The organism is Pseudomonas kairouanensis, from assembly GCF_004682055.1.
Classification (GTDB): Bacteria; Pseudomonadota; Gammaproteobacteria; order Pseudomonadales; family Pseudomonadaceae; genus Aquipseudomonas; species Aquipseudomonas kairouanensis.
This window is the reverse complement of sequence record NZ_QUZU01000004.1, coordinates 106,993-132,831: the sequence shown is the minus strand read 5'-3', so window position 1 is coordinate 132,831 and position 25,839 is coordinate 106,993. Positions and strand designations below refer to the sequence as shown.

The following is a 25,839-nucleotide window of genomic DNA, read 5'->3' as shown; positions in this document are numbered from 1 at the left end:
GCGCCCCGTGAGCGCCGTTTTTTATGCTTTAAATTCAATGTCTTGTGGCATCTACCTAACATTGAAGATCAATTGTGGGAGCGGGCTTGCTCGCCAAAGCGGTGTGTCAGGCAATACAGGGGTGACTGATCCACCGCCTTCGCGGGCAAGCCCGGCTCCCCCATTTTTGACCGAGTTCACCCATCAGGGGCGGTAAAGATGGGCATGCCCTGCGCGATACAAGGACGACTCGCTAAAACTGTCACTGGCCAACACCCGGCCCACCACAATCAACGCCGTGCGCCGAAACCCCTTGGCCGCAACTTTCTCGGCAATATCACTCAGCGTGCCAATCGCCCAGTCCTGGTCCGGCCACGTTGCTCTATGCACCACGGCAATCGGGCAATCGGCGCCATAGTGCGGCAGCAGTTCGGCGACGATTTTCTCCAGGTGGTTGACCCCCAGGTGAATCGCCATAGTGGTGCCATGTTGCGCCAGGCTGTCGAAATCCTCGCCTACGGGCATGCTGGTTTTGTCGGCGTAGCGGGTCAGGATCACGCTCTGGGCGATGTCTGGCAGGGTCAGTTCTGTTTCCAGCAGCGCCGCACACGCCGCTACTGCCGTAACGCCAGGGATGATCTGGAAGGGGATGCCCAGCGCGCGTAGATGGCGGATCTGCTCGCCAATCGCGCCATACAGGCTTGGGTCGCCGGAGTGCACCCGGGCCACATCCTGGCCATTGGCGTGGGCTTCGCTGATCAAATCAATGATCTGTTCCAGATGCAGTTCGGCGCTATTGACCACGATTGACGCCTGATGACCTTCCAATACTGCCGCCGGCACCAGCGAGCCCGCGTAGATGATCACCGGGCAGCTGCGGATCAGCCGCTGGCCTTTGACGGTGATCAATTCCGGGTCGCCGGGGCCTGCGCCGATGAAGTAGACGGTCATGGGGATTCCTGTGGGAAACGGGCGAGCATGAAGATTGCTCATGATCGGGAAGGGCGATTATCGGGTTTTCAGCCGGCACACGCCAACGCAAAGGTGGCTCGGGCGGTTTTTTTGCGCGTGATCAGCAGGCGGGCAGGGCGGCCGGCCAGTTGTTCGGCCAGGGCCAGGGCGGCGCTTTCGGCGATGCCGTAGCAGCCGGTATGGATGAACGCGACGTCGGATTTGTGGCTCAGGCGATCTTCATACGCGGTCAGTTGCCCGGCGCTGAAACAGGTCAGTGGCAGGTTCAGCTCCTTGGCCAGTGCCAGCATTGCGGGCTCATGTCTTTTCAGGTCGATACTGGCCAGCCCCGCGATGCGGTTGCGCTCAATGCCCCCCTCGGCGAGGGCGGCATCCAACAGGTCCAGCAGGGTGCGAACGTCGCAGCCCCGCTGGCAGCCCAGGCCAACCACCAGTGTCATGCCGAGTATTGATCGTCACGGTTGCGGCGGAACAGCCAGGCGCTGATCAGGCCCAGGGCCAGCCAGAACACCACATTGGTCAGCTGCGAGGCGATCTTGAACTGCGCTTCCAGCGCCTCGGGGGCCAACATCGAGTGCACTTCGGGTTGGGGCGCGCCGATCACATGCGGCACGACCAGGATCGCGACGCCCAGCGCCTTGAGCAGCCAATTGCGACCAAACACGATCAGCGCGATACCGGCAGCGGTAGAGGCCGCAGTACCGATCCACCAGGTCTGGCGCAGCGCCAGGTCGGCGGCAGCGGTGCCGGGCAGCTCAGGTGGCAGGCCCAGGGTTGGCGCCAATACGAAGGTTGCATAACCGGCCAGGCCCCACAGCAGGCCTTGAGCGGTACGGGTTGGCGCACGCAGGGTGTAAAGGCCCGCCAGCATCAACGCAAAACCCACTGCAACCACCAGGTTGCCGCCCGTGGTGGACAGCACGCGCTGCCAGCCGTCTTCCGGTTCCCAGGCCTCGGCGTCGTGGGTATGGGCAGCAGCGCCAGCGCCATGCTCGTGGGCCACTTCGACGGCGGCCGGGGCATGTTCAAAGGTTTCCGCCTGCAAAATCAGCGGGGCCACCCAGAAACTTTGCAGCAGGGTCAGCAGCAGGGCGGCCGCAAGACCGGTGAAACCTGCGGTTTGCGCAATACGCTTGATCATGTCGGCAGGTCTCAGTGGCAAGGGAACGCGGCGCTGTGGCGGGTATCGTGGGCCGCGTTGTGCACGGCTTCGATATGGGAGAACCCGGCGAAATACACAAGGCTGGCGCCCAGGATCGACGTCACGATGGCGGCGGTCAGGCGTTGGCTGAGGGTTTGAGTGCTGCTGGCGGAGTGCGAAGTGCTGCTGATGATCGACATGGCGCGTCCCTTTCAGGTGTCTTGAGTGAAACGAGCGCATGAAAACCCCGCGAGCCAGGCACGCAGGGTTTTGAACAGCGCCCGCCCACCGCGGGTTTGTTATCTGATTTTTTCGGGCCGGTCTCCGGGCTTGCGAGGGGAGACTCTTGTAAAGAGTCAGCCTGAAAGCGTCGCCTTCCCATGCCATTGGCACAGTGGATATGACGTTTCGCTCGCTTACCGTTGCGGGGGCAGCACCGGACTTGTCATATCGCTATGACGTACCGGTTTCCCGTTTCACCCTTTGCAGGGCACCCGAAACAAGATGTGTAGGAGAGCATGGGGGTTGGTGGGGAGTCAATTGGGATGTGGTTTTTTGGGTGGTGGTGGTGGTGGTGGTGGTGGTGGTGGTGGTGGTGTACATATCCTTTGCTGCGGTAACGGCCACTTAGGGTTCCGCTCTTACAGCGGGTCACTTTTGGAAGGACCCAAAAGTAACCAAAAGGTCCTCGCCCCAACACTCGGCACCTCGCCTAGGCTCGGTGTGCCCTCTCTCCGGCTTGAATCCGTGGGCCGCCGCAATGGGCCATCCATGGCCCAGTGCGGCTAACCCGGCGTCCTGCCGGGTTACCCACGGATTCAAGCCTGCGTTCGGCCAGCGTGTTTGACGGGGCGCCCCAGATCAAAAGCAAGATCAAGAGCGGCTCGCTTCGCATCGTGGGTACGTTGGTGTCTATCAGGGAATCGCGCAGGCTTTGAATATCAGGTCGGCTACTAGGCCGCCTCGCTTTGTTTTTGATTTTGATCTTAGGCGCCCCGTTAAACACGCTGGCCGGAATTCGGCATGGATTTGGGGGGTAAACCGGCAGGGATGCCGGTTTAGCCGCCCCGCGCCATGGATGGCGCGTGGCGGCGGCCCCCCAAATCCATGTCGGATTACGGGCACACCGAGCCTAGGCGAGGTGCCGAGTGTTGGGGCGAAGCGTTTTTGGTTACTTTTGGCGCTTTTCCAAAAGTGACCCGCTGTAAGAGCGGAACCCTAAGTGGCCGTTACCGCAGCAACGGATATGTACACCAACCCAACCCAACCCAACCCAACCCAACCCCATCATTGACCATCCCCCAAGCACTGCGTAGCCTTGCACCCGCGAGGTTCTTCGGCCCAGGCCGAAGCTAAGAAGGGAACGCGGTCCAAGCCGCGGCTGCCCCCGCAACTGTGAAGGGTTCAGATGACTGCCACGCCACTGCCGAAAAGGCGGGAAGGCGCAGTCAGCGCCGGTCGCAAGACCGGCACGCCCCAAGCCAGGAGACCTGCCTCGCAACCGATTTTCTACTTCAACCGGGCGGGGTGATCCGGTGACGAAATCCGCTGCTGCGCACTGGCGCAGGGCCTATCGTCCCGTATGCCCGCCCCCAAGGGCATCCGATGAAAACACTGGCCAAACTTCCCGTCACCATCGTTACCGGCTTTCTCGGCTCGGGCAAAACCACCTTGCTGCGCCATATGCTCGATAACGCCCAAGGCCGTCGCATCGCGGTGATCGTCAACGAATTCGGCGAGCTGGGCATCGACGGTGAAATCCTCAAGCAGTGCTCCATCGGTTGCACCGAAGAAGAAGCCAACGGCCGTGTGTACGAACTGGCCAACGGCTGCCTGTGCTGCACCGTGCAGGAAGAGTTCTTCCCGGTAATGCGTGAACTGGTGGCCCGCCGCGGCGACCTTGACCATATCCTTATCGAAACCTCCGGCCTGGCCCTGCCAAAGCCATTGGTGCAAGCCTTCCAGTGGCCGGAAATCCGCAGCGCCTGCACCGTGGATGCGGTGATCACCGTGGTCGACAGCCCTGCCGTGGCCGCCGGCACCTTTGCGGCTTTCCCGGATCAAGTGGACGCCCAGCGCAAGCTCGACCCCAACCTGGATCACGAATCCCCGCTGCACGAGTTGTTCGCCGACCAGTTGGCCAGCGCCGACCTGGTGATCCTCAACAAAACCGACCTGATCAGCCCCGAAGACCTGGCCCGCGTGCGCCTGGAAGTCGCTGAAGAACTGCCGCCTGCGGTCAAGATTATCGAGGCCAGCAGCGGTCGCCTGCCGCTGGACGTGTTGATTGGCCTGGGCGCGGGCTCCGAAGAGCACATCGACGCTCGCCACAGCCATCACGATCATCACCACGAAGGTGAAGACGATCATGACCATGACGCTTTCGACTCCATCTCCATCGACCTGCCGCAAGCCGACGAAGCGCTGTTGCTCGACGCCCTGACCCAGTTGGTGGTGCAGCACGGCATCCTGCGGGTCAAAGGCTTTGCGGCCATCCCCAACAAGCCGATGCGCCTGCTGATCCAGGGCGTGGGCACGCGGTTCGACAAGCACTTCGACCGTGCCTGGGGCGCTGAAGAAGCCCGTGTCACGCGCCTGGTGCTCATTGGCCAGGACCTCGACGCGGCGGGCCTCGAAGCGCAACTGCGCGCCGCCCTCAGCGTTTAATTTATGCACCTGCTCAGGACTCAGCCCGGTGGTTTCGTCTCGGACGACAATATTGCCGACCTTGGCCAAACCCCCGCTGAACTGGTGATCCTGTGCAGCGGCGATTCCAGCCTGGCGCTGCTGGCCGAAGCGGCCCAGCAGTTGCCCGATGACTACCCGAGCCTGCGCCTGGCCAACCCGATGCAGGTGCAGAACCATGCTTCGGTGGACTTGTATGTGGATGAGGTGCTGCGCCACGCCAAGGTCATCCTGATTTCGCTGCATGGCGGCATCGGCTATTGGCGCTACGGTATCGAGCGTCTGGTGGAGTTGGCCGAACGCGGCGTGCAACTGATCCTGGTGCCGGGGGATGATCGCCCAGACCCTGAGCTCAGCGGACTGAGTACGGTAAACGCCGAAAGCCGCGACCGTCTTTGGCACTTCCTGCGCCAGGGCGGCCTGGGCAATGCGCTGGATTTCTATCGCTGCCTGGCCAGTAGCTACCTGGGCCGCGACTACGCCTGGGCCGAGCCACAAGCCCTGCCGCGCACCGCGATTTATCATCCGCATAACGCCAATTCCCGTCTCAATGACTGGCAAGCGCACTGGAACGCCGAATTCCCGGTGGCAGCGGTGCTGTTCTACCGCTCCCATTTACAGGCGGCCAATACCGGTTTTATTGATGTGTTTTGCCAACGTTTACAGGCGGCGGGCCTTAACCCGTTGCCGATAGCGGTGGCCAGTTTAAAAGAGCCCGGCTGCCTGACGGTGGTCGAGGACTTGCTGGATGAAGTGGGAGCGGCGGTGATCCTCAATACCACCGGCTTTGCGCAGTCCAGCCCCGAAGCGCCGCATTTACGGCCGTTTCGCCGCAATATCCCGGTGATCCAGGCGATTTGTGCCCAGGACAACGAACCCGGTTGGCAGGCCAGCGAACAAGGGCTCGGCCCGCGTGATCTGGCGATGCATATCGCATTGCCGGAGTTGGACGGGCGCATCATCAGCCGACCGATCAGCTTCAAGGACCTGGCATGGCGCAGTGAGCGCAGCCAGTCGGACGTGGTGTGCTATCGCGCAGCCCCCGAACGCATGGATTTTGTCGCCGAACTGGCGCGGCGTTGGGTTGAACTGGCCCGCGTGCCGAATGCCGACAAGCGCATCGCGCTGATCCTGGCCAACTACCCGACCCGCGATGGTCGCATCGGTAACGGTGTGGGCCTGGATACGCCCGCTGCGGCGTTGAATATCCTACGTGCGATGCAAGCTGAAGGTTATCCGCTGCCGAACGAATTGCCTGGCAGCGGCACTGCTCTGATCCAGGACCTACTGGGCGGCGTCACCAACGACCTCGACAGCCTGGACCTGCGCCCGTGCCAGCAAAGCATGAGCCTGGCCGACTACGAGGCGATGTTCAGTCGCCTGCCTGAGTCCAATCGCCAAGCGGTGCTGGAACGCTGGGGCACGCCCCATATCGACCCTATGTTCCGTGACGGCCGCATGATGATCGCCGGCCTGCGGCTGGGCCTGACCTTTGTCGGTATCCAGCCCGCTCGCGGCTACCAAGTGGACGCCAGTGCGGTCTACCACGACCCGGACCTGGTGCCGCCCCACGGCTACCTGGCGTTTTACTTCTGGTTGCGCCACACCTACGGCGCCCACGGCGTGATCCATGTCGGCAAGCATGGCAACCTGGAGTGGCTGCCGGGCAAGGGCGTGGGGCTGTCGGAAAACTGCTGGCCCGACGCATTGCTGGGCCCGCTGCCGAATATCTACCCGTTCATCGTCAACGACCCGGGCGAGGGCGCCCAGGCCAAGCGCCGCACCCAGGCGGTGATCATCGACCACCTGATGCCGCCGCTGACCCGCGCCGAAACCTACGGCCCGCTGCGTAACCTGGAACTGTTGGCGGACGAATATTACGAAGCGCAATTGCTCGACCCGCGCCGCGCCCTGGAACTGCAAAAAGACATTCTCAAACTGGTGCGCGAAACCCGCATCGACCAGGAACTGGAACTGCAAAGCGATGCCGACGCTGCCGTGTGGCTGCCGCGCCTGGATACCTACCTGTGTGACTTGAAGGAGTCACAGATCCGCGACGGCCTGCATGTTTTTGGCGAATCGCCCCAAGGCCGCCTGCGTATCGACACCTTGCTGGCCTTGCTGCGCATCCCCCGAGGCGATGGCCGGGGTGCGCAATCGAGCCTGTTGCGGGTATTGGCCAAGGCCTTCGAGCTGGGTTTTGACCCGTTGGATTGTGCGCTGTCCGAACCCTGGACCGGTCGCCGCCCGCAGGTACTCCAGAAGATCGACGCGCAAGTGTGGCGTACCGCCGGTGACACCCGTGAGCGCCTGGAGTTATACGCGGCGCGCATGATCGAGCAGGCGCTGGAAGGGCCGCTTGAACAGCTGGAAGAGCCCGGCTGGGAGGATGTAAAAGCGGTGATTGAAAGCCTGCGCATTGTCGTCGCACCGCGTCTGGATGCCTGCGGCCCGGCGGAAATGCGTGGTTTGCTGGACGCCCTCGGCGGTCGTTTCGTACCCGCTGGCCCCAGTGGCGCACCGAGTCGTGGGCGCCTGGATGTGTTGCCCACGGGCCGCAATTTCTTCACCGTGGACGTGCGCAACCTGCCCACCACCACCGCGTGGCGCATTGGATTTCAATCCGCCAACCTGATTCTTGAACGCCACCTGCAAGACCACGGCGACCACCTGCGTCAACTCGGCCTGTCGGTGTGGGGTACCGCCACCATGCGCACCGGTGGTGACGACATCGCCCAGGCCATGGCGCTGATGGGGGTGCGTCCGGTGTGGGCTACGGGCAGCCAGCGGGTGGATGACTTTGAAATCCTGCCCATCAGTTTGCTGGACCGCCCGCGGGTGGACGTGACGCTGCGGGTGTCAGGATTTTTCCGCGATGCCTTCGCCAATCTGATCCGCCTGTTCGACGCGGCGGTGCAAGCAGTGGCTGCGCTGGATGAACCAGATGATATGAACCCGCTGGCGGCCAAGGTGCGCAGCGAGCGTGAGGCGCTGCTCAACTCGGGCCTGGACGAGGAGGCGGCGGCAAAACAGGCCGGCTGGCGCATCTTCGGGGCCAAGCCCGGCGCTTATGGTGCTGGCGTGCAGGGCGCGGTTGACGGTCGCTTGTGGCAAAGCCGCGAGGATTTGGCCGAGGTATACCTGAACTGGGGCGGCTATGCGTATGGGGGCTCCGACGAAGGCACCGCCGCCCGCGAACAATTTGCCCAGCGCTTGAGCCAGGTCCAGGCGGTGTTGCAGAACCAGGACAACCGCGAGCACGACTTGCTCGACTCCAATGACTACTACCAATTCCAGGGCGGCATGCTTGCTGCGGTAGAAACCCTCAGTGGCGACAAAGCCGCCAGCTACCATGGCGACCACAGCCAGCCGGACTTGCCAAAGATCCGCACCTTGAAGGAAGAGCTCAACCGGGTCATCCGCTCCCGCGCCGCCAACCCCAAGTGGATCGACGGTGTGAAGCGCCATGGCTATAAAGGCGCCTTCGAGATGGCAGCGACGGTGGACAACCTGTTCGCCTTCGACGCCACCACTGCGCTGATCGATGACCACCAATATGCCTTGCTTGCCGATGCCTACTTGCTCGACCCCGACACCCGGGCCTTTGTGCAGCAGCACAACCCTGATGCCCTGCGGGATATGACCGAGCGCATGCTCGAAGCCCAGCAGCGCGGCATGTGGCAGGAGCCGGGAGCGTACCGCGAGGCCTTGGAAAACCTGTTGCTGGATATAGAAGAAGACAGCTGATGACCGATACCCCCCATTTCCCGCTGTCCGCTGTGGTCGGCGCCGATGCGTTGAAACTGGCGCTGTGCCTGACCGCCATCGACCCCAGGATCGGCGGTGTGCTGATCGAAGGCCCGCGCGGCATGGCCAAGTCCACGCTGGCGCGGGGGCTGGCAGATCTGTTGGCCAGCGGCCAGTTCGTGACCTTGCCGTTAGGCGCTACCGAAGAACGCCTGGTGGGCACCCTGGACCTGGATGCAGCGCTGGGTGAAGGCCGGGCGCAGTTCTCTCCCGGCGTGCTGGCCAAGGCCGATGGCGGCGTGTTGTACGTCGATGAAGTCAACCTGCTGGCCGATCACCTTGTGGATGTGCTGCTGGACGTGGCCGCCAGCGGTACCAACCTGATCGAGCGTGACGGCATTTCCCATCGTCACGCGGCGCGTTTCGTGCTGATCGGCACCATGAACCCAGAGGAGGGCGAGCTGCGTCCGCAACTGCTCGACCGCTTTGGTTTCAACGTGGCGTTGAGCGGGCAGACCTTGCCGGCCGAGCGTGGGCAGATCATCCGGCGTCGCCTGGATTTCGACAGCGATCCGGCCGGGTTCTGCGCGCAATGGGCCGAGCCGCAAGCGGTATTGCGCGAACGCTGCACCCAGGCACGGGCACGGCTGGACAGTATCGAGTTGGATGACCAGGCCCTGGCCCAGATCACCGAGCGTTGTTTTGCCGCTGGCGTCGACGGCTTGCGTGCGGACCTGGTCTGGCTGCGCGGCGCCAGGGCCCATGCGGCGTGGCGCGGCGCCAGTGCCATCGCCGAAGAAGATATCGAAGCGGTGGCCGAATTCGCCCTGCGCCATCGTCGCCAGGAACAATCGCCTCCGGCCAACCCGCCCAGCCAAGGGCAAGCGCCGCAACCTTCCGACACATCTCCCGGCCAGGGCCAGTGGGGCGATATGCCCGCACCGGCGCTGCCCACGGGGGCGCGGCGTGAAGTGCCCACCTGGCCAAAAAAGCCCTAGGCATCCGTCCTCGACCTGACGCGGGGGCGGATGCGCGGCCCAAGGCGGGCCGGTTGGACAGAGGCAGGCAAGGCAAGGCGCGCAGCGCACAGCAGGGCTCGATCAATTGGCCCGGCACGTTACTCGGTGGCCGACCGCACAGCCGTGAGGATTTGCTCTTTCACCTGCGCAGTCGCTGCGCCCATGAGTTGTGGCTGGTGATTGTCGATGCCTCGGCGTCTACCCGGCGCCATCGTGCAATGACAGATGCCAAAGGCTTGCTGGCGCAGTTGTTTGACGATGCGTATCGCCAGCGGGCGCGCATGGCGTTGTTGACGGCCAGCGGGCAGGCGCCGAAATGGCAGGTTCAAGGCTTGAAAGCTGCGAAAGGCCTGGTCGGTTGGTTGGATCAGCTTGGCGCCGGGGGTGGCACGCCATTGCTGGCGGCGCTGAGCGAGGCGGGTGATTGGCTGGCGGCGCGGCGTAAGCGCTATCCGGCCGAGCAGCAGCGGTTGCTGGTGATTACCGATGGGCGACTCAAGGATATCGCCGGATTGCCGCTGTTGGCGTGTCCGGGGTTGCTGGTGGACATCGAGCGCGGCCCCATCAGGTTAGGTCGGGCTCAGGAATTGGCGGTTGGGTTGCAGTTGGACTATCGGCATATCGATAGCTTGTAGTGCCTGCACCGGCTCTATCGGGGGCAAGCCCCCTCCCACATTTGACCGAGTTTCAATGTTGGAATGCAGTCAGTGTGGGAGGGGGCTTGCCCCCGATAGGGCCCTTGAACCCAGCACAAAAACCTCAGCCAACCCCCGGCACATTCGGCCAAAGATCCGCCACCAGAAACAACCGCTCGGCTTCTTCCCAGTCCTCACCTACTTGAACCATTCGCACCAATAACTGTGCAGGAGCCATCGGGTCCAGCTCGGCCAGCCAGTCGTGCATCCTTTCTTCGCTCCACACCTCATCCGCCGGGTAATGCGCCGGCGCCAGCCAGGCATGGCGCGGTAGCGGTTGCCAGCGGCCAGGCGCGCTACTGCTGGCAAACGCTCGCCAATCCCGCTGATGCAACCAGCGCCCACGCAAATGCTGCGGATGCGCACCCGCCGGTGCTTGGGCTTGGCCAGGCCAGGGATACAGCAAATACCCACCCAGCCACAAATGCGCATCGAACTGCTGGATATCCAACGCCGCCAAGGCTTCACGGCTTTCGGTGCGGGCAGAGATCGGCAGTTGGTGTTGGGCCAGGTGGGCCAGCTTGCGGTTCAGCCGATCATGGCAGCCCGGTCCCAACCATAACGCCGTGTTCTCACCGTCGCCGTCCTGCGGCCCCAGGTAAAGCTTGATCGCCAGTTCAAGGTGATGCACCCCATCGCGGTCGCGGATCAGCATATCCAACTCGCCCAGGGTATGCCCGGCGCGGCGGATCGGCAGGTTGGCGGCGATCAGTTCCACCCCTGGCGCATGCTGCACCGCAAACTGCCACAAGCGCTCGTAATAGAGGCCCAGGCGTCGGGTACGTGCCTGGCTCAGCCAATGCAGCAGGGCGCTGCTGTCTTGATCCAGGGTGCGCAACCAGTGCTCCAGGCGATCGGGCGCCTGCACCCAGTCGCTGCCGGCCAGCGGATGGCGTTGCGACCACGGTGTCTGCGCCAGCATCGGTGGGGCAAGCATCACCCACGCCAGGTCGCGCACCTCGGGGTGGCGCAGTTGGCGGGGCAGGTTGTGCAAATCCGGGAACACAGTCATGGTCCGAGCATAGCCGTTTAACCGCCGCCCAGGGGGCTGAGAACCATTGTCATCAAGGCTTCACGGCGACAAAGGATTTTGCCTGGGGCGGCCTTTCGCCCATAATCCTTGTTTTTGCCACACCCAAAGCCCGCAGGAGCCCCATGGAGCAATTTCGCAATATCGGCATTATCGGTCGCCTGGGCAGTACCCAGGTGTTGGACACCGTCCGCCGGCTGAAAAAATTCCTGCTGGAACGCCACCTGCATGTGATCCTCGAAGACACCATCGCCGAAATCCTGCCGGGCCACGGCCTGCAAACCTCGTCGCGCAAGATGCTTGGCGAAGTCTGCGACATGGTCATTGTGGTGGGCGGCGATGGCAGCCTGCTCGGCGCGGCCCGGGCCTTGGCGCGGCACAATGTGCCGGTGCTGGGGATCAACCGGGGCAGCCTGGGGTTCCTCACCGATATCCGCCCGGATGAGCTGGAAGTCGAAGTGGCCAAGGTACTCGACGGCCATTACCTGGTGGAAAACCGCTTCCTGCTGCAAGCCGAAGTGCGCCGTCACGGTGAAGCCATCGGCCAGGGCGATGCGCTTAATGATGTGGTGCTGCATCCCGGCAAGTCCACGCGGATGATCGAGTTCGAGCTGTATATCGACGGCCAGTTCGTGTGCAGCCAGAAGGCCGACGGCCTGATCGTCGCCACGCCTACCGGGTCCACGGCCTATGCCCTGTCGGCGGGTGGCCCGATCATGCATCCCAAGCTCGATGCCATTGTGATCGTGCCGATGTACCCCCATATGTTGTCCAGCCGGCCGATTGTGGTCGATGGCAACAGTGAGCTGAAAATCGTGGTGTCCAAAGACATGCAGATCTATCCGCAAGTGTCCTGCGACGGGCAGAACCATTTCACCTGTGCCCCCGGTGACACCATCACCGTGAGCAAGAAGGCGCAGAAACTGCGGTTGATCCACCCGCTGGACCACAATTACTACGAAGTGTGCCGCACCAAGCTGGGCTGGGGCAGCCGCTTGGGGGGTGGAGGCGACTGATGCTCGATCCCGCGCGTAGCTACGACCTGATTGGTGACGTGCACGGTTGCGCTCATACCCTTGAGCACTTGCTCGACCAGCTGGGTTACCACAAGCAGGGCGGCGTCTGGCGCCACCCCTCGCGGATGGCGGTGTTCCTGGGCGATATCATCGACCGTGGCCCCAGGATTCGCGAGGCGCTGCATATTGTCCACGACATGACCGAGGCCGGCCAGGCGCTGTGCATCATGGGCAACCATGAATTCAACGCGCTGGGCTGGACCACGCCCGCGCTGCCCGGCAGTGGCAAACAGTTCGTGCGCGAGCACAACCCACGGCATGCGCGGTTGATCCACGAAACCCTGACCCAGTTCGAGCATCACCCTGGCGACTGGCACGACTTCCTTGGCTGGTTCTACGACATGCCGCTGTTTGTCGACGCCGGGCGTTTTCGTGTGGTGCACGCGTGCTGGGATGACGGCTTTATCCAGCCGCTGCGCGCCACCTTCCCGGATGGCTGTATCGATCAGCACTTCGTGCAGGCCGCGGCCGTGCCAGGCAGTTTTGCCTGCAACGCCTTCGACCGTCTGCTGCGGGGCACCGATATGCGCCTGCCAGATGGTCTCACGCTCACCGGTGGCGACGGCCTGACCCGCTCGTTTTTCCGCACCAAATTCTGGGAAGACGACCCGAAAACCTACGGCGATATCGTGTTCCAGCCCGATGCGCTGCCCGAGCCGGTAGCCCGCACGCCCTTGTCGTCCACAGAAAAAAGCTCCTTGCTGCGCTATGGCGTGGATGAGCCGTTGCTGTTCGTCGGCCATTACTGGCGCAGCGGTAAACCGGCGCCGATCCGCGCGAACCTGGCCTGCCTGGATTACAGCGCGGTGCTGTACGGCAAGCTGGTGGCGTATCGCCTGGACCAGGAAACCCGCCTGGATCCGAACAAATTCGTATGGGTCGACGTTGAGCGGCCCGAGGCTATCAAATGAGTGCCGTGGCTGTATTACGCCTGCCCCTGAGCGTCGATCTGGGCGGCTTCGTCAAGCTGCTGCAACGCATGCAAGTGCCCCATCGCGTCAGCGAGGAAGCGGGTGAGCAAGTGTTGTGGGTGCCCGAAACCATCAGCGAGGACGTGCGGGTGCTGTACCAGCGCTTCCCCGCCGGTGACCCGGACCAGCAACTGGATATTCCCGAGCAGGCCCCGATTGCCCGGCCAGGTTTTGTGCAGCAGGTGCGCCACAGTCCGGTCACGGCGGGGGTGTTGCTTGCCAGCCTCATCGTCGGCGCCTTGACCTTGCTTGGGGAAAACCTGCAAGCCATGGCCTGGCTGACGTTCCTGCCGTTCCGCATCCTGGGCGAGTACATCCAGTTCACCCCGCTGGCCGATACGCTCGCGTCGGGGCAGTGGTGGCGCCTGGTCACGCCGATGCTGATCCACTTTGGCATCCTGCACCTGGCCATGAACGGCATGTGGTACTGGGAGCTGGGACGGCGCATCGAAGCGCGCCAGGGCAGTATCAATCTGTTGGGCCTGACCCTGTTGTTCAGCCTGGTGTCCAATTACGCTCAATACGCCTATGGCGGCCCCAGCCTGTTCGGTGGCCTGTCCGGCGTGCTTTACGGCCTGCTTGGGCATTGCTGGATCTTTCAACTGCTCTCGCCAAACCCGGCTTATCGCCTGCCCCGTGGGGTGCTGGCGATGATGCTGATCTGGCTGGTGCTGTGCCTGTCGGGGCTGGTCTCGATGATCGGCTTCGGTGAAATCGCCAACGCGGCCCATGTGGGCGGCCTGGTTATCGGTTGCCTCACGGGTTTGCTGGGCGGGCTTTACAACCGCCGCAAAGCCTCCATTTGATAAGGAAGAGCCTTATGTCCTCTTTTGCTGAAATGATCGAAAACATCACCCCGGATATCTACGAGAGCCTCAAGCTGGCCGTGGAAATCGGCAAATGGTCCGATGGCCGCAAGCTCACCGCCGAGCAGCGCGAGTTGTCCCTGCAGGCGGTGATCGCCTGGGAAATGCAGAACCTGCCGGAAGAGGAACGCACCGGCTACATGGGGCCGCAGGAATGCGCCTCCAAATCCGCGCCGGTACCAAACATCCTGTTCAAGTCGGATGCGATCCATTGATTGAAATTGGTCGCGGTGCAGTCAGCAAAATGTCGGCGCAACTCGGTGAGCCGACCGTTCAATACGCGTTTCGCCTGGGCGATACCGAGGTGCCGGTCAATCCGTTGATCGGCAGCCATATCCGCCTGGAATACCTGGGTGCCATCCATTGCAGCCATTGCGGCCGCAAGACCAAGACCAGCTTCAGCCAGGGTTACTGCTACCCCTGCATGACCAAGCTGGCCCAGTGTGACCTGTGCATCATGAGCCCCGAGCGTTGCCATTACGACGCCGGTACCTGCCGCGATCCGGGCTGGGGTGAAAAATTCTGCATGACCGATCATGTGGTGTACCTGGCCAATTCGTCGGGCATCAAGGTCGGCATTACCCGTGCGACCCAATTGCCGACCCGTTGGCTCGACCAGGGCGCGAGCCAAGCCTTGCCGATCATGCGCGTGGCCACCCGCCAGCAGTCCGGTTTTGTCGAGGACGTGCTGCGCAGCCAGGTGGCCGACAAGACCAACTGGCGCGCACTGCTCAAGGGCGACGCCCAGCCGGTCGACCTCAAGCAGGTGCGCGACGAATTGCTTGCCTCGTGCTCCGAAGGCTTGCACGCCTTGCAGGAACGCTTCGGCCTGCAGGCCATCCAACCGGTGAGCGATGTTGAACCGATAGAAATCCGCTACCCGGTGGAGCAGTATCCCGCCAAGATTGTCAGCTTCAACCTGGACAAGAACCCGATTGCCGAAGGCACGCTGCTGGGGATCAAGGGCCAATACCTGATCTTCGACACCGGCGTAATCAATATTCGCAAGTACACGGCCTATCAGCTCGCCGTGCATCAGTAGAAGGATGCAACCCATGCGCACCGAACAACCGAAGATGATTTACCTCAAGGACTATCAGGCGCCCGATTACCTGATCGAAGAGACGCACCTGACCTTCGAGTTGTTCGAGGACCACAGCCTGGTCCACGCACAGCTGGTGATGCGCCGCAACCCTGAGCGCGGTGCGGGTTTGCCGCCGCTGGTGCTCGATGGTCAGCAACTGGAGCTGTTGAGCGTGACCCTGGCCGACCAGGAGCTGACGGCCGCTGACTATCAACTGACCGACAGCCACCTGACGGTGCAGCCCAAAAGTGAGATGTTTACCCTGGATACCACGGTAAAGATCCACCCGGAAACCAACACCGCCCTGGAAGGCCTGTACAAATCCAGCGGCATGTTCTGCACCCAGTGCGAGGCCGAAGGTTTTCGCAAGATCACCTACTACCTCGACCGTCCGGACGTGATGAGCACCTTCACCACCACGGTGATCGCCGAGCAGCACAGCTACCCGGTGCTGCTGTCCAACGGCAACCCGATTGCCAGCGGCCCCGGTGAAGATGGCTGCCACTGGGCGACCTGGGAAGACCCGTTCAAGAAGCCGGCGTACCTGTTTGCGCTGGTGGCCGGTGACTTGTGGTGCGTCGAAGACAGCTTCACCACCATGACCAACCGTGAAGTCGCGCTGCGTATCTACGTCGAGCCGGAAAACATCGACAAGTGCCAGCACGCCATGACCAGCCTGAAAAAATCCATGCGCTGGGACGAACAAACCTACGGCCGGGAGTACGACCTCGACATCTTCATGATCGTCGCCGTCAACGACTTCAATATGGGCGCCATGGAGAACAAGGGCCTCAATATCTTCAACTCCAGCGCCGTGCTGGCCCGTGCCGAAACCGCTACCGATGCCGCGCACCAGCGGGTCGAGGCGATTGTGGCCCACGAATACTTCCACAACTGGTCGGGTAACCGCGTGACCTGCCGCGACTGGTTCCAGCTGTCGCTCAAGGAAGGCTTCACCGTCTACCGTGACTCGCAATTCTCTGCCGACATGAACTCGGCCACCGTCAAGCGCATCCAGGACGTGGCGTACCTGCGTACCCACCAGTTCGCCGAAGACGCCGGCCCCATGGCCCACGCGGTGCGCCCGGACAGCTTTATCGAGATCTCCAACTTCTACACCCTGACCGTGTACGAAAAGGGCTCGGAAGTGGTCGGCATGCTCCACACCCTGCTGGGCGCCGAAGGCTTCCGCAAGGGCAGCGACCTGTACTTTGAACGTCATGACGGCCAGGCCGTGACCTGCGATGACTTCATCAAGGCCATGGAAGACGCCAATGGCGCCGACCTGACCCAGTTCAAGCGCTGGTACAGCCAGGCGGGTACCCCGCGTTTGGTGGTGAGCGAGTCTTTTGATGCTGCGGCAAAAACCTACAGCCTGACGTTCCGTCAAAGCTGCCCGCCAACCCCGGATAAAGTGGAAAAATTGCCGTTTGTGATTCCAGTGGCGTTGGGCTTGCTGGACGGCAAGGGCGCAGGTATTGCGCTGCGCCTGGCGGGTGAAACCACTGCGGGCGCTACGTCCCGCGTGATCTCGGTCACCGAGGCCGAGCAGACGTTCACGTTCGTCGATATTGCTGAACAGCCATTGCCTTCGCTGCTGCGCGGTTTTTCGGCGCCGGTGAAACTGAGCTTCCCCTACAGCCGCGACCAGTTGATGTTCCTGATGCAGCACGACAGCGATGGCTTCAATCGCTGGGATGCCGGCCAGCAACTGTCGGTGCAGGTGTTGCAGGAATTGATCGGCCAGCACCAGGCCGGCCAGCCTTTGAAGTTGGATCAGCGCTTGATCGATGCACTGCGCACCGTATTGAGCGATGAGACACTGGACCAGGCGATGGTGGCGGAAATGCTGTCGTTGCCGGGCGAAGCCTACCTGACCGAAATCAGTGAAGTGGCCGACGTGGACGCTATCCACGCGGCCCGTGAATTTGCGCGCAAACAGCTGGCCGATCACCTGTTCGAAGGCCTGTGGCTGCGATACCAGGCCAACCGCGAGCTGTCAAAAGCGACCCCTTATGTGGCTGCGGCCGAGCACTTTGCCCGTCGCGCCCTGCAGAACATCGCGCTGTCCTACCTGATGCTCAGCGGCAAGCCACAAGTGCTGGCGGCGACCCTCGATCAGTTTGATACCAGTGACAACATGACCGAGCGCCTGACAGCCTTGGCGGTGCTGGTGAACTCCCCGTTCGAAACGGAAAAAACCCAGGCTTTGGCGGTGTTTGCCGAGAACTTCAAGGACAACCCCTTGGTCATGGATCAGTGGTTCAGCGTGCAGGCCGGCAGCCCCTTGCCGGGCGGGTTGGAGCGGGTCAAGGCGCTGATGGAGCACCCCGCGTTCACCCTCAAGAACCCGAACAAGGTGCGTGCCCTGATCGGCGCGTTTGCCGGGCAGAACCTGATCAACTTCCACGCGGCCGATGGCTCGGGCTATCGGTTCCTGGCGGACCTGGTGATCCAGTTGAACGGGTTCAACCCGCAGATCGCCTCGCGCCAATTGGCACCGTTGACCCGCTGGCGCAAATACGACAATGCCCGCCAGGCGCTGATGAAGGCCGAGTTGGAGCGCATTCGTGGCTCGGGTGAGCTGTCGAGCGATGTGTTTGAAGTGGTCAGCAAGAGCCTTGCGTAACTTGCACGGTGTTTGATTCGCCTCTGGCGGCCTACCAGCACGCCGTCACCCAACAGGGCTTCGTCGCCGACGAGGCCCAATGCCGGGCGGTTGAGGTGCTGCAGGTCTGTCATGAGGCGCTGCATCAGGGGCGTTCGCCCATCACTGGTGTGTACCTGTGGGGGCCGGTGGGCCGTGGCAAAACCTGGTTGATGGACCAGTTCTACCAAAGCCTGCAGGTGCCAGCGCGGCGTCAGCACTTTCATCACTTTATGGCATGGGTGCATCAGCGCCTGTTCCAGCTTACCGGCACCCACGACCCCCTTCAGGCACTGGCCAGGGAACTGAGCCGGGAAGTGCGCGTGCTGTGCTTTGATGAGTTGTTCGTCAATGACATTGGTGACGCGATCATTCTCGGCCGATTGTTCCAGGTGATGTTCGAGGAGGGCGTAGTGATGGTGTGCACGTCCAACCTACCACCTGATCAGCTGTATGCCGATGGTTTCAACCGAGAGCGGTTTTTGCCAGGCATTGCGGCGATCAAGCAGCATATGCAAGTGGTGCCAGTGGACGGTCGGGAGGATCATCGGTTGCATCCCGGTACCGGCGTGCAGCGCTATTGGGTGGATCAGCCCGAAGCGCTCGCCGCAGTATTCAAGCGGATGACCGAAGGACAGGTCGTTCGCAGCGGGTCGGTCATGGTGGGGCATCGCTCGATCAATACCGAGCACTACAGTGATACGGTGCTTTGGTGCCGTTATGCGGACCTGTGTGAGCAACCCTTGGCAGCCATGGATTTCATGCTGTTGTGTGACCGCTTCAAAGCGATCCTGTTGGGTGAAGTGCCCAGCCTCAGCGCGCAAAAGCGTCCGGGGCGGATTGCCCGTGGCACTGAAGACGGTGCCGAACGGGTGGTCGCCGGTGATCGTGAGTTGCCCGCGCTGTCGGTGCACGATGACAGTGTGCGTCGCTTTATCGCCCTGGTGGACGAGTGTTACGACCGCAAGGTGCCGCTGTTCATTGACGCCAAGGTGCCGCTGGAGCGCCTCTATACAGAAGGTTATCTGGAATTTCCATTCCGCCGGACCTTGAGTCGCCTGCAGGAAATGCAGTTGCAGCGTTTTCACGCGGATATTTGTCGTTAATCTCCTTCATCAGCCCTCAACGGCACGCATACAATCGTGTCCTTCAAAGGGAATCGATCCCTTGTAGTCGTGATCGAGGACGGAAATGGACACCCCAGATATCCTGGTGCTGCAAGCCAGCTACACCAACCCTGTGCACGCTCAAGCCATTGGCCGCGTGCTCAACCATTATGCAGAAGACCCAATGGGCGGTGGGCACAGCCTGCCCCTGGACTTGCTTCAACAACTGCCCGCCGAACTCGCCAAGCGCCCACACGCTTTCAGCGTACTGGCCTTTGTGAATGGCGAGCCGGCGGGGTTGGTGAATTGTTTCGAAGGGTTTTCAACCTTTGCCTGTCGCCCACTGGTCAACGTTCATGACGTGGCGGTGATGAGCCAGTTTCGCGGCTTGGGCCTGAGTCAGAAAATGCTGCAGAAGGTCGAGGAAATTGCCCGGCAGCGCGGCTGCTGCAAGATAACCCTTGAGGTGCTGGAGGGTAACGAAGTGGCGCAGTCTGCCTACCGAAAGTTCGGGTTTGATCATTCAGTATTTGATCCGGCCTACGGCACCATGATGTTTTGGAGTAAGTCGCTGTAAATAAAAAAGGCGCCATTACATGGCGCCAAGTTGCACTTTGCCAACGGAGCGGAATGGCAGAGTGGTTTGCGACTTATCAACTTTTAGGTTGTTCTGCGCCATCGGCCTTTAACGGTTTGCCATCCGTGGAAGCGGTTTGTTTGGCGTTGTCGTTGGCGATGTTTTGCATGAACTTAAAGTTGGCGTAGTACGCGTTCGAACGCTCTGAACCGCCTTCAGCGAAGGCTGCGGCAGAGGTCAGGGTGATCAGGCCGGCAAGCATCAGCGTCGAGAGTTTCATCGTCGGTATTCCCATGAAGTGTGATCGGTGTCTGGTCGCTTGATCAGACTCGTGGGGCCGATTATGTGGAGACTTTATTAAGCGAAGCTTAAGTGATTAGCCCCGAAACTTAACAACGTCGTTAAGTTTCGGGGCTTGTAGGGCGAGGTTAACACCGTTGAGGTTCGCGCAAGTGTTGAACTAAAGCGGTTGCAGCGCGATAACACGAAGATGAGTGTCGCTGTCCCTGAAATATTTTTTATCAAATACCCCAGGGACAGTAAATTACTTGAGTACGAGGTCTGCGCCAGTCACCGGCTTGGGCTTGATCATGCTGAAGTCGATCAAGGGCTTCGATTGGCGCAGGTACGGGTTGCCGATCATCTGCGGGCGCGCCTTGAAACTGTCGCTCACCAAGCTTTTGCTGCGGTCCAGTTCATTGAAACTCAACCCCGCCAGGTCGGCCCATGTATGGATCAGCTGCGAGCTGCTGTAGGGCCGCTGCAAGTCTTCGGCAAACTTCCAGTCGTGGGTTTCGCGCCATTTGGGTGAGGCGTAGGCCATGAACGGAATGGTGTACATCGGCGCCGTTGGCTTACCCTCGTTGCGCCCCAGCGTGGTGTGGCCCGCGGAATCGAATACATCTTCGCCGTGGTCCGACAAATACAGTAGGAAGCCATTCGGGTCGGTCTTGGCGTAATCCTTGATCAGGCTCGATACCACAAAGTCGTTGTACAGCACCGCATTGTCGTAGCTGTTATAGACCGCCAACTGGTCGTCACTGACCCCGGCAGGCACACCCTGGCGGTCGGTGAACTTGTCGAACGTCGGCGGGTAGCGGTACTGGTAGCTCATGTGGGTGCCCAGCAGGTGCACCACGATGAACTTGCGCTCGGCCGGGTCGGCCAGGGCCTTGGAAAACGGCTCCAGCACATCGCCGTCGTATTGGCGGGCGTTCTGGTTGCGGTTGTTGTTCAGGTACACCTGCTCGTCAGCCTGTTCGGAAAAGGTCGTGAGCATGGTGTTGCGTTTGGTCATGGTCTGCTGGTTGGTGATCCAGTAGGTCTTGTAGCCGGCCTGTTTCATCACGCTGACAATCGACGGCGTCTTGAGATACAGGTCTGGGTTTTCTTCGTCAGCGAACGTCAGTACCTGTTGCAGCGCCTCGATGGTGTAGGGGCGCGGGGTGATGACGTTATCGAACACCGCCAATTGGTCGCGCAGCTTGTCCAGTTCCGGCGTGGTCGTGCGCGGGTAACCGTAAAGGCTCATGCGTTGGCGGTTGGTGGACTCGCCAATCACCAGCACCAGGGTCGAGGGCTGGTCGGCCATGCTGTCTTTGAGGTTGGTCAGGGGCGGGATCTGGCTCGCGCTGTCGAGCATGTCCTGCATGTTGTCCAGCTGTTGGGTGTAGCGATGGTAGCCGACGATCATCTGCCACGGCACGGCTGGTTCGATACGTGCCTCGAAACGGTCGATGGCATCTTCCATTGTGTCGCTGCGGGCGATCTGCTTGACCAGCGGGTAGCCGACGATGGCCACCAGGATCGCGGTAGCCGCCAGCAGGGCCTGGCTGCGCGGCATATAGACCGGGCGTACACGGGTCCACAGGAAAATGGCGACCGCCGTGTGGGCGATGAAGGCGAGCACGATCCACCAGGCGAAGTATTGAGTGGCGTATTCGCTGGCTTCAGAGATGTTCGACTCGAACATGATGAAGATGACGCTTTGGGAAAATTCCTGCTGGTAAATAAAGAAATAACCCAGGCTGGCCATGGAGCAGGCCCACAGCACCACACCGATCAAGGCGGCAAGCAAGCGCGTTCGGCGTGGGAAGACCAGCACGGGCGCCAACCACAGCGCGCTCACGAAGAACGCCTGGCGGAAGCCGCTGAACCCGGAGGTACCGCTCAGCTGTATCAGTAGTTGGGTGATGCCGGAGAAATACCAGAAAAACACGAACAGCCAGCCCAGGCCGGCCCAATCAAAGCCTTTCGCAGACGTGGTACTGCGTTTGAACATCGCCATCCAGCGCTCCAACCCGGTCATTTTCAGTCGGCGCGCAGGGATGCACGCAACAGAGGCCACCCTTGCATGGGGTGGCCCTTGGGGGCGGGAGTATCGGGAGGGGCGTGTGAAAACTTTGTGAGATTTATGTAGCCGTTATCTTACAAAGTGATGACCGGGCTTAGCAGAGCAGAGGCTGCGCGCTGGAAGGTTGATCCAGTTGGGCCTGCAGAAGGTGAGAGCGCAGGCGCATGACTTCCTGCATCAACTGTTCGCGCTCGTCTTTCAACTGGCGCAACTCATCCCGACGGATAGTGACGTAGAGGGTCTGTGGAGGACGGGTCATCTGTGCAGTGGTCATTGCTTACCTCGCAAATAGCCGGTGTGTCGCGGTGTGCCAGAACGCTTGAGTCGAGGTTCTCGGCAGCAGTCGGACGCAATGATGAATTCTTTTTGGGGGTAAGGGAACTTTTTTATTTTTGATGGTCGTGTGACTTTTGGGGCGGTGATACTGAAACGATGGCAACTTTTTGTCATGAAACTACAGGGATATGCACCTGACTAACCCTCATTAGCCTCATTGCGCTATAAACTATGTCACACATTTTTTAAGCAGTAGGAGCATCAGCACATGCAACTGGGGATTATCGGACTAGGCCGCATGGGCGGGAATATTGCACGGCGCCTGATGCTCAATGGGCATACCACCGTTGTTTTCGACCGAAACGAAGCATTTGTAAAAAACCTGAGCGAGGAGGGCGCTACCGGCGTCGCTGACCTCAAGGCCCTGGTCGCCGGGCTGCAAAAGCCCCGCGCCGTGTGGGTCATGTTGCCCGCAGGCGACCCCACCGAGAACACCATCAATGAGCTGAGTGAATTGCTGGAAGACGGTGACGTGATCATCGACGGCGGCAACACCAACTATAAGGACGACGTGCGTCGCGGCAAGGCCCTGGCGGAAAAAGGCCTGCACTATGTCGATGTCGGCACCTCCGGTGGCGTCTGGGGCCTGGAGCGCGGCTACTGCATGATGATCGGTGGTGACACCGAGACCGTGCAGCGCCTGGACCCGATCTTCAAGACGTTGGCCCCAGGCCTGGGCAATATCCCGCGCACCAAAGATCGCAAAGACAGCGCTGACCCGCGCGCCGAACAAGGCTACATCCACGCAGGTCCTGCCGGTTCCGGGCACTTTGTGAAGATGATCCACAACGGCATCGAGTACGGGATGATGCAGGCGTTTGCCGAAGGCTTCGACATCCTAAAGACCAAGAACTCGGAAAACCTGCCGGAAGATCAGCGTTTCGACCTTAACGTGGCCGATATCGCCGAAGTCTGGCGCCGTGGCAGCGTGGTGTCGTCGTGGCTGCTGGACCTGACCGCCGACGCACTGGCTACCGACCCGAAACTCGACGGTTACTCCGGCTCCGTGGCTGACAGTGGCGAAGGTCGCTGGACCATCGAAGCCGCCATGGAACAAGCCGTGCCGGTACCGGTGCTGTCCACCTCGCTGTTTGCGCGTTTCCGCTCGCGCCAGCAGAGCACCTACGGTGACAAAATGCTCTCTGCCATGCGCTTCGGTTTTGGCGGCCATGTGGAGACCTCCAAAAAATGACCGCCAACGGCAAGAAACCCAAGGCCGAACCCGCGCCGCCCACCACGCTGTTTCTGTTTGGTGCCCATGGTGACCTTGTAAAGCGCCTGCTGATGCCGGCGCTGTACAACCTCAGCCGTGACGGCCTGCTGGGCGATGGCCTGCGCATTGTCGGCGTTGATCACAACGCCATCAGTGACGCCGACTTCGCCAAAAAGCTCGAAGACTTCATTCGCACCGAAGCGGCGAGCAAGGTGCGCGGCAGTGGCGACAATGCGCTGGACCCGCAGCTGTGGGCTCAATTGGCCAAGGACATCAGCTACGTCGAGGGCGACTTCCTCGACGACAGCACCTACGCCGATATCGCCTCGAAGATCGCCGACAGCGGCACTGGCAATGCGGTGTTCTACCTGGCGACTGCGCCGCGCTTCTTCAGTGAAGTGGTGCAGCGCCTGGGCAGTGCCGGCTTGTTGACGGAGACCGACGAAGGTTTCCGTCGTGTGGTCATCGAGAAACCCTTCGGTTCCGACCTGGCCACCGCCGAAGCGCTGAACGCCAGCCTGCTCAAGGTAATGAGCGAGAAGCAGATCTATCGCATTGACCATTACCTGGGCAAGGAGACGGTGCAGAACATTCTGATCAGCCGTTTCTCCAACGTGCTGTTCGAAGCGTTCTGGAATAACCACTACATCGACCACGTACAGATCACCGCCGCCGAAACCGTCGGCGTTGAGACCCGGGGCAATTTCTTCGAAAAAACCGGCACCCTGCGGGACATGGTGCCTAATCACCTGTTCCAGCTGCTGGCAATGGTGGCCATGGAGCCACCGGCGGCCTTTGGTGCCGATGCGGTGCGCGGCGAAAAAGCCAAGGTGATTGGCGCAGTACGTCCGTGGTCGTTGGAAGATGCGCGGGCCAATTCGGTACGCGGCCAGTACACCAGCGGTGAAATTGGCGGCAAACAGCTGCCGGGTTACCGTGAAGAAGCCAACGTCGCGCCCGACAGCAGCACCGAGACCTTTGTTGCGCTCAAGGTGATGATCGACAACTGGCGCTGGGTGGGCGTGCCGTTCTACCTGCGCACCGGCAAGCGCATGAGCGTGCGCGACACCGAGATCGTGATCTGCTTCAAGCCGGCGCCCTACGCGCAGTTTCGCGATACCGAGGTCGATGAGCTCAAGCCCACTTACCTGAAAATCCAGATCCAGCCCAATGAGGGCATGTGGTTCGACCTGCTGGCGAAAAAGCCTGGGCCGACCCTGGATATGGCCAACATCCAGCTGGGCTTTGCCTATAAGGACTTCTTCCAAATGCAACCGTCGACCGGGTACGAAACCCTGATCTACGACTGCATGACCGGCGACCAGACCTTGTTCCAGCGTGCTGACAATATTGAAAATGGCTGGCGTGCGGTGCAGCCGTTCCTTGATGCGTGGAAGGAAGACGACGGCATCCAGGCCTACAAGGCTGGTGAAGACGGCCCGGCGGCAGCCGATGCGTTGTTGGCCCGCGATGGTCGCACCTGGCATAGCCTCGGATGAGTGATGCCGCGATCCATCCCATCCGTTTTATCCTCAGTGACGTGGATGGCACGTTGCTCCATCCAGACCACTGCCTGAGCCAGCGCACCATCGATGCCGTGCGTGCCTTGCGTGACAGCGGGGTGTTTTTCAGCCTGGCCAGCGGGCGTCCGCCCAAGGCCATGCTGCACCTGGTTGAAACCTTCGGTATCGATGTGCCGGTAGCGGGTTTTAACGGGGGAACGTTGATCAACCCGGATGGCAGCATCCTGGTTGCCCATCATCTGCCCGCAGAAGCGGCGTTGGTGGCCTTGGCGTTATTTTCGGCCGAGCCGGACGTGGAGGTGTGGGTGTTCGCCGACGGCGAATGGCTGCGCCGTGATCCGCCCGGTCCGATGGTTCAACGTGAGGCCGATGGCCTGGGCTATGGACCGATTGTGGTGGAAAGTTTCGAACCGTACCTGGACCGGGTCGACAAGATCGTCGCGGCCAGTAACAACGCACCTTTGCTGGTGGAATTGGAAGCCCGTTTGCAGCCTAAGGTGCAGGGATTGGCCCAGGTCTCACGCTCGCAACCTGTATACCTTGACGTCACGGCGATGCTGGCCAACAAAGGTGAAGCGTTGAAGACGCTGGCGGCGCACCTTGGGGTGCCGTTGGAGCAGACGGTGGCAATTGGGGATGGGGGCAATGACCCCGCGATGTTTCAAGTGGCCGGGTTGTCGATTGCCATGGGGCAGGCGGAAGAAGCCGTCAAGCGCCAGGCCAGTGTGGTCACCGGCAGCAATGTCGAGGATGGCGCGGCCGAGGCCATTGAACGGTTCATTCTAGCCAAGCCATAAGTAAGCTTTGCTGTTGCACGTA

At 61.3% G+C, this 25,839-nt stretch carries 23 protein-coding genes and 2 riboswitches; of the genes, 15 read left to right on the top strand and 8 right to left on the bottom strand.

From position 1 onward, the window contains the following. Nucleotides 1–183: 183 nt before the first annotated feature. The 4 genes from cobM to DYL59_RS05500 all read right to left on the bottom strand — a co-directional run bounded on the left by cobM (nt 184) and on the right by DYL59_RS05500 (nt 2,292). Complete coding sequence (cobM, locus tag DYL59_RS05515) at nt 184–930, bottom strand: precorrin-4 C(11)-methyltransferase (RefSeq protein ID WP_135288272.1); 747 nt, start codon at nt 928–930, stop codon at nt 184–186. Between the two features lie 68 nt (nt 931–998). Continuing rightward, complete coding sequence (locus DYL59_RS05510; RefSeq protein ID WP_135288271.1) at nt 999–1,391, bottom strand: cobalamin biosynthesis protein; 393 nt, start codon at nt 1,389–1,391, stop codon at nt 999–1,001. Continuing rightward, nucleotides 1,388–2,092: a CbtA family protein gene (locus DYL59_RS05505; protein WP_135288270.1), complete on the bottom strand. Its 705-nt coding sequence runs from the start codon at nt 2,090–2,092 to the stop codon at nt 1,388–1,390. Before DYL59_RS05505 ends, DYL59_RS05510 begins: the two co-directional genes overlap by 4 nt. Nucleotides 2,093–2,103: 11 nt before the next feature. Continuing rightward, the gene (locus DYL59_RS05500) at nt 2,104–2,292 is read right to left on the bottom strand and encodes a CbtB domain-containing protein (RefSeq protein ID WP_135288269.1); all 189 of its coding nucleotides are present in this window, start codon (nt 2,290–2,292) and stop codon (nt 2,104–2,106) included. A gap of 98 nt (nt 2,293–2,390) precedes the next feature. After that, nucleotides 2,391–2,605: riboswitch (cobalamin riboswitch) on the bottom strand. A 799-nt stretch (nt 2,606–3,404) separates the two neighbouring features. Then, nucleotides 3,405–3,604: riboswitch (cobalamin riboswitch) on the top strand. Nucleotides 3,605–3,697: 93 nt separating this feature from the next. On the opposite strand from DYL59_RS05500, the gene cobW reads away from it, so the two are divergent. From cobW to DYL59_RS05475, 4 genes are read left to right on the top strand one after another with little or no spacing between them, the layout of a single operon-like run. Further along, nucleotides 3,698–4,759 (top strand): cobalamin biosynthesis protein CobW, encoded by a 1,062-nt coding sequence (gene cobW, locus DYL59_RS05490; RefSeq protein ID WP_135288268.1) that lies wholly within the window; start codon nt 3,698–3,700, stop codon nt 4,757–4,759. A gap of 3 nt (nt 4,760–4,762) precedes the next feature. Then, nucleotides 4,763–8,524: a cobaltochelatase subunit CobN gene (cobN, locus tag DYL59_RS05485; RefSeq protein WP_135288267.1), complete on the top strand. Its 3,762-nt coding sequence runs from the start codon at nt 4,763–4,765 to the stop codon at nt 8,522–8,524. Beyond that, on the top strand, nt 8,524–9,522 hold the full coding sequence (locus tag DYL59_RS05480; RefSeq protein WP_135288266.1) for a magnesium chelatase ATPase subunit I: 999 nt from the start codon (nt 8,524–8,526) through the stop codon (nt 9,520–9,522). The genes cobN and DYL59_RS05480 overlap by 1 nt, the downstream gene beginning before the upstream one ends. Before the next feature lie 53 nt (nt 9,523–9,575). Next, on the top strand, nt 9,576–10,178 hold the full coding sequence (locus DYL59_RS05475) for a vWA domain-containing protein (RefSeq protein WP_135288265.1): 603 nt from the start codon (nt 9,576–9,578) through the stop codon (nt 10,176–10,178). A gap of 124 nt (nt 10,179–10,302) precedes the next feature. Here the strand turns inward: DYL59_RS05475 and DYL59_RS05470 are convergent, their stop codons facing one another. Next, nucleotides 10,303–11,250 carry a DUF1853 family protein gene (locus DYL59_RS05470; RefSeq protein WP_135288264.1) on the bottom strand — a complete coding sequence of 316 codons (948 nt, stop codon included), beginning with the start codon at nt 11,248–11,250 and terminating at the stop codon, nt 10,303–10,305. 143 nt (nt 11,251–11,393) lie between these two features. Here DYL59_RS05470 and DYL59_RS05465 point away from each other — a divergent pair, with 143 nt between their 5' ends. The 8 genes from DYL59_RS05465 (at nt 11,394) to DYL59_RS05430 (ending at nt 19,595) form a co-directional block, all read left to right on the top strand. After that, complete coding sequence (locus tag DYL59_RS05465) at nt 11,394–12,284, top strand: NAD(+) kinase (protein ID WP_003217892.1); 891 nt, start codon at nt 11,394–11,396, stop codon at nt 12,282–12,284. Beyond that, entirely contained in the window at nt 12,281–13,255 is a 975-nt protein-coding gene (locus tag DYL59_RS05460) for a metallophosphoesterase (RefSeq protein WP_420359267.1), read from the top strand. Before DYL59_RS05465 ends, DYL59_RS05460 begins: the two co-directional genes overlap by 4 nt. After that, nucleotides 13,252–14,121, top strand: a complete 870-nt coding sequence (locus DYL59_RS05455; RefSeq protein ID WP_135288262.1) for a rhomboid family intramembrane serine protease — start codon at nt 13,252–13,254, stop codon at nt 14,119–14,121. The genes DYL59_RS05460 and DYL59_RS05455 overlap by 4 nt, the downstream gene beginning before the upstream one ends. 14 nt (nt 14,122–14,135) lie before the next feature. Continuing rightward, complete coding sequence (locus tag DYL59_RS05450; RefSeq protein WP_135288261.1) at nt 14,136–14,396, top strand: YeaC family protein; 261 nt, start codon at nt 14,136–14,138, stop codon at nt 14,394–14,396. Further along, the gene (locus tag DYL59_RS05445; protein ID WP_135288260.1) at nt 14,393–15,223 is read left to right on the top strand and encodes a DUF2797 domain-containing protein; all 831 of its coding nucleotides are present in this window, start codon (nt 14,393–14,395) and stop codon (nt 15,221–15,223) included. Before DYL59_RS05450 ends, DYL59_RS05445 begins: the two co-directional genes overlap by 4 nt. Before the next feature lie 13 nt (nt 15,224–15,236). Beyond that, nucleotides 15,237–17,894, top strand: coding sequence for an aminopeptidase N (pepN, locus tag DYL59_RS05440; protein ID WP_135288259.1), 2,658 nt, complete (start codon nt 15,237–15,239; stop codon nt 17,892–17,894). 8 nt (nt 17,895–17,902) lie between these two features. After that, the gene (gene zapE, locus DYL59_RS05435; protein ID WP_135288258.1) at nt 17,903–19,018 is read left to right on the top strand and encodes a cell division protein ZapE; all 1,116 of its coding nucleotides are present in this window, start codon (nt 17,903–17,905) and stop codon (nt 19,016–19,018) included. A gap of 85 nt (nt 19,019–19,103) precedes the next feature. Further along, entirely contained in the window at nt 19,104–19,595 is a 492-nt protein-coding gene (locus tag DYL59_RS05430) for a GNAT family N-acetyltransferase (protein WP_135288257.1), read from the top strand. A gap of 76 nt (nt 19,596–19,671) precedes the next feature. Here the strand turns inward: DYL59_RS05430 and DYL59_RS05425 are convergent, their stop codons facing one another. The 3 genes from DYL59_RS05425 to DYL59_RS05415 form a co-directional block, all read right to left on the bottom strand. Beyond that, on the bottom strand, nt 19,672–19,875 hold the full coding sequence (locus DYL59_RS05425; RefSeq protein ID WP_135288256.1) for a hypothetical protein: 204 nt from the start codon (nt 19,873–19,875) through the stop codon (nt 19,672–19,674). A 264-nt stretch (nt 19,876–20,139) separates the two neighbouring features. Next, on the bottom strand, nt 20,140–21,882 hold the full coding sequence (locus DYL59_RS05420; RefSeq protein WP_135288255.1) for a phosphoethanolamine transferase CptA: 1,743 nt from the start codon (nt 21,880–21,882) through the stop codon (nt 20,140–20,142). A gap of 160 nt (nt 21,883–22,042) precedes the next feature. Further along, complete coding sequence (locus DYL59_RS05415) at nt 22,043–22,222, bottom strand: DUF6026 family protein (RefSeq protein ID WP_135288254.1); 180 nt, start codon at nt 22,220–22,222, stop codon at nt 22,043–22,045. Nucleotides 22,223–22,492: 270 nt separating this feature from the next. Here DYL59_RS05415 and gnd point away from each other — a divergent pair, with 270 nt between their 5' ends. From gnd to DYL59_RS05400, 3 genes are read left to right on the top strand one after another with little or no spacing between them, the layout of a single operon-like run. Next, on the top strand, nt 22,493–23,476 hold the full coding sequence (gnd, locus tag DYL59_RS05410) for a phosphogluconate dehydrogenase (NAD(+)-dependent, decarboxylating) (protein WP_135288253.1): 984 nt from the start codon (nt 22,493–22,495) through the stop codon (nt 23,474–23,476). Next, the gene (gene zwf, locus DYL59_RS05405; protein WP_135288252.1) at nt 23,473–24,996 is read left to right on the top strand and encodes a glucose-6-phosphate dehydrogenase; all 1,524 of its coding nucleotides are present in this window, start codon (nt 23,473–23,475) and stop codon (nt 24,994–24,996) included. Before gnd ends, zwf begins: the two co-directional genes overlap by 4 nt. Next, nucleotides 24,993–25,817 carry a Cof-type HAD-IIB family hydrolase gene (locus DYL59_RS05400; protein ID WP_135288251.1) on the top strand — a complete coding sequence of 275 codons (825 nt, stop codon included), beginning with the start codon at nt 24,993–24,995 and terminating at the stop codon, nt 25,815–25,817. Before zwf ends, DYL59_RS05400 begins: the two co-directional genes overlap by 4 nt. The last annotated feature ends 22 nt before the right edge of the window (nt 25,818–25,839 follow it).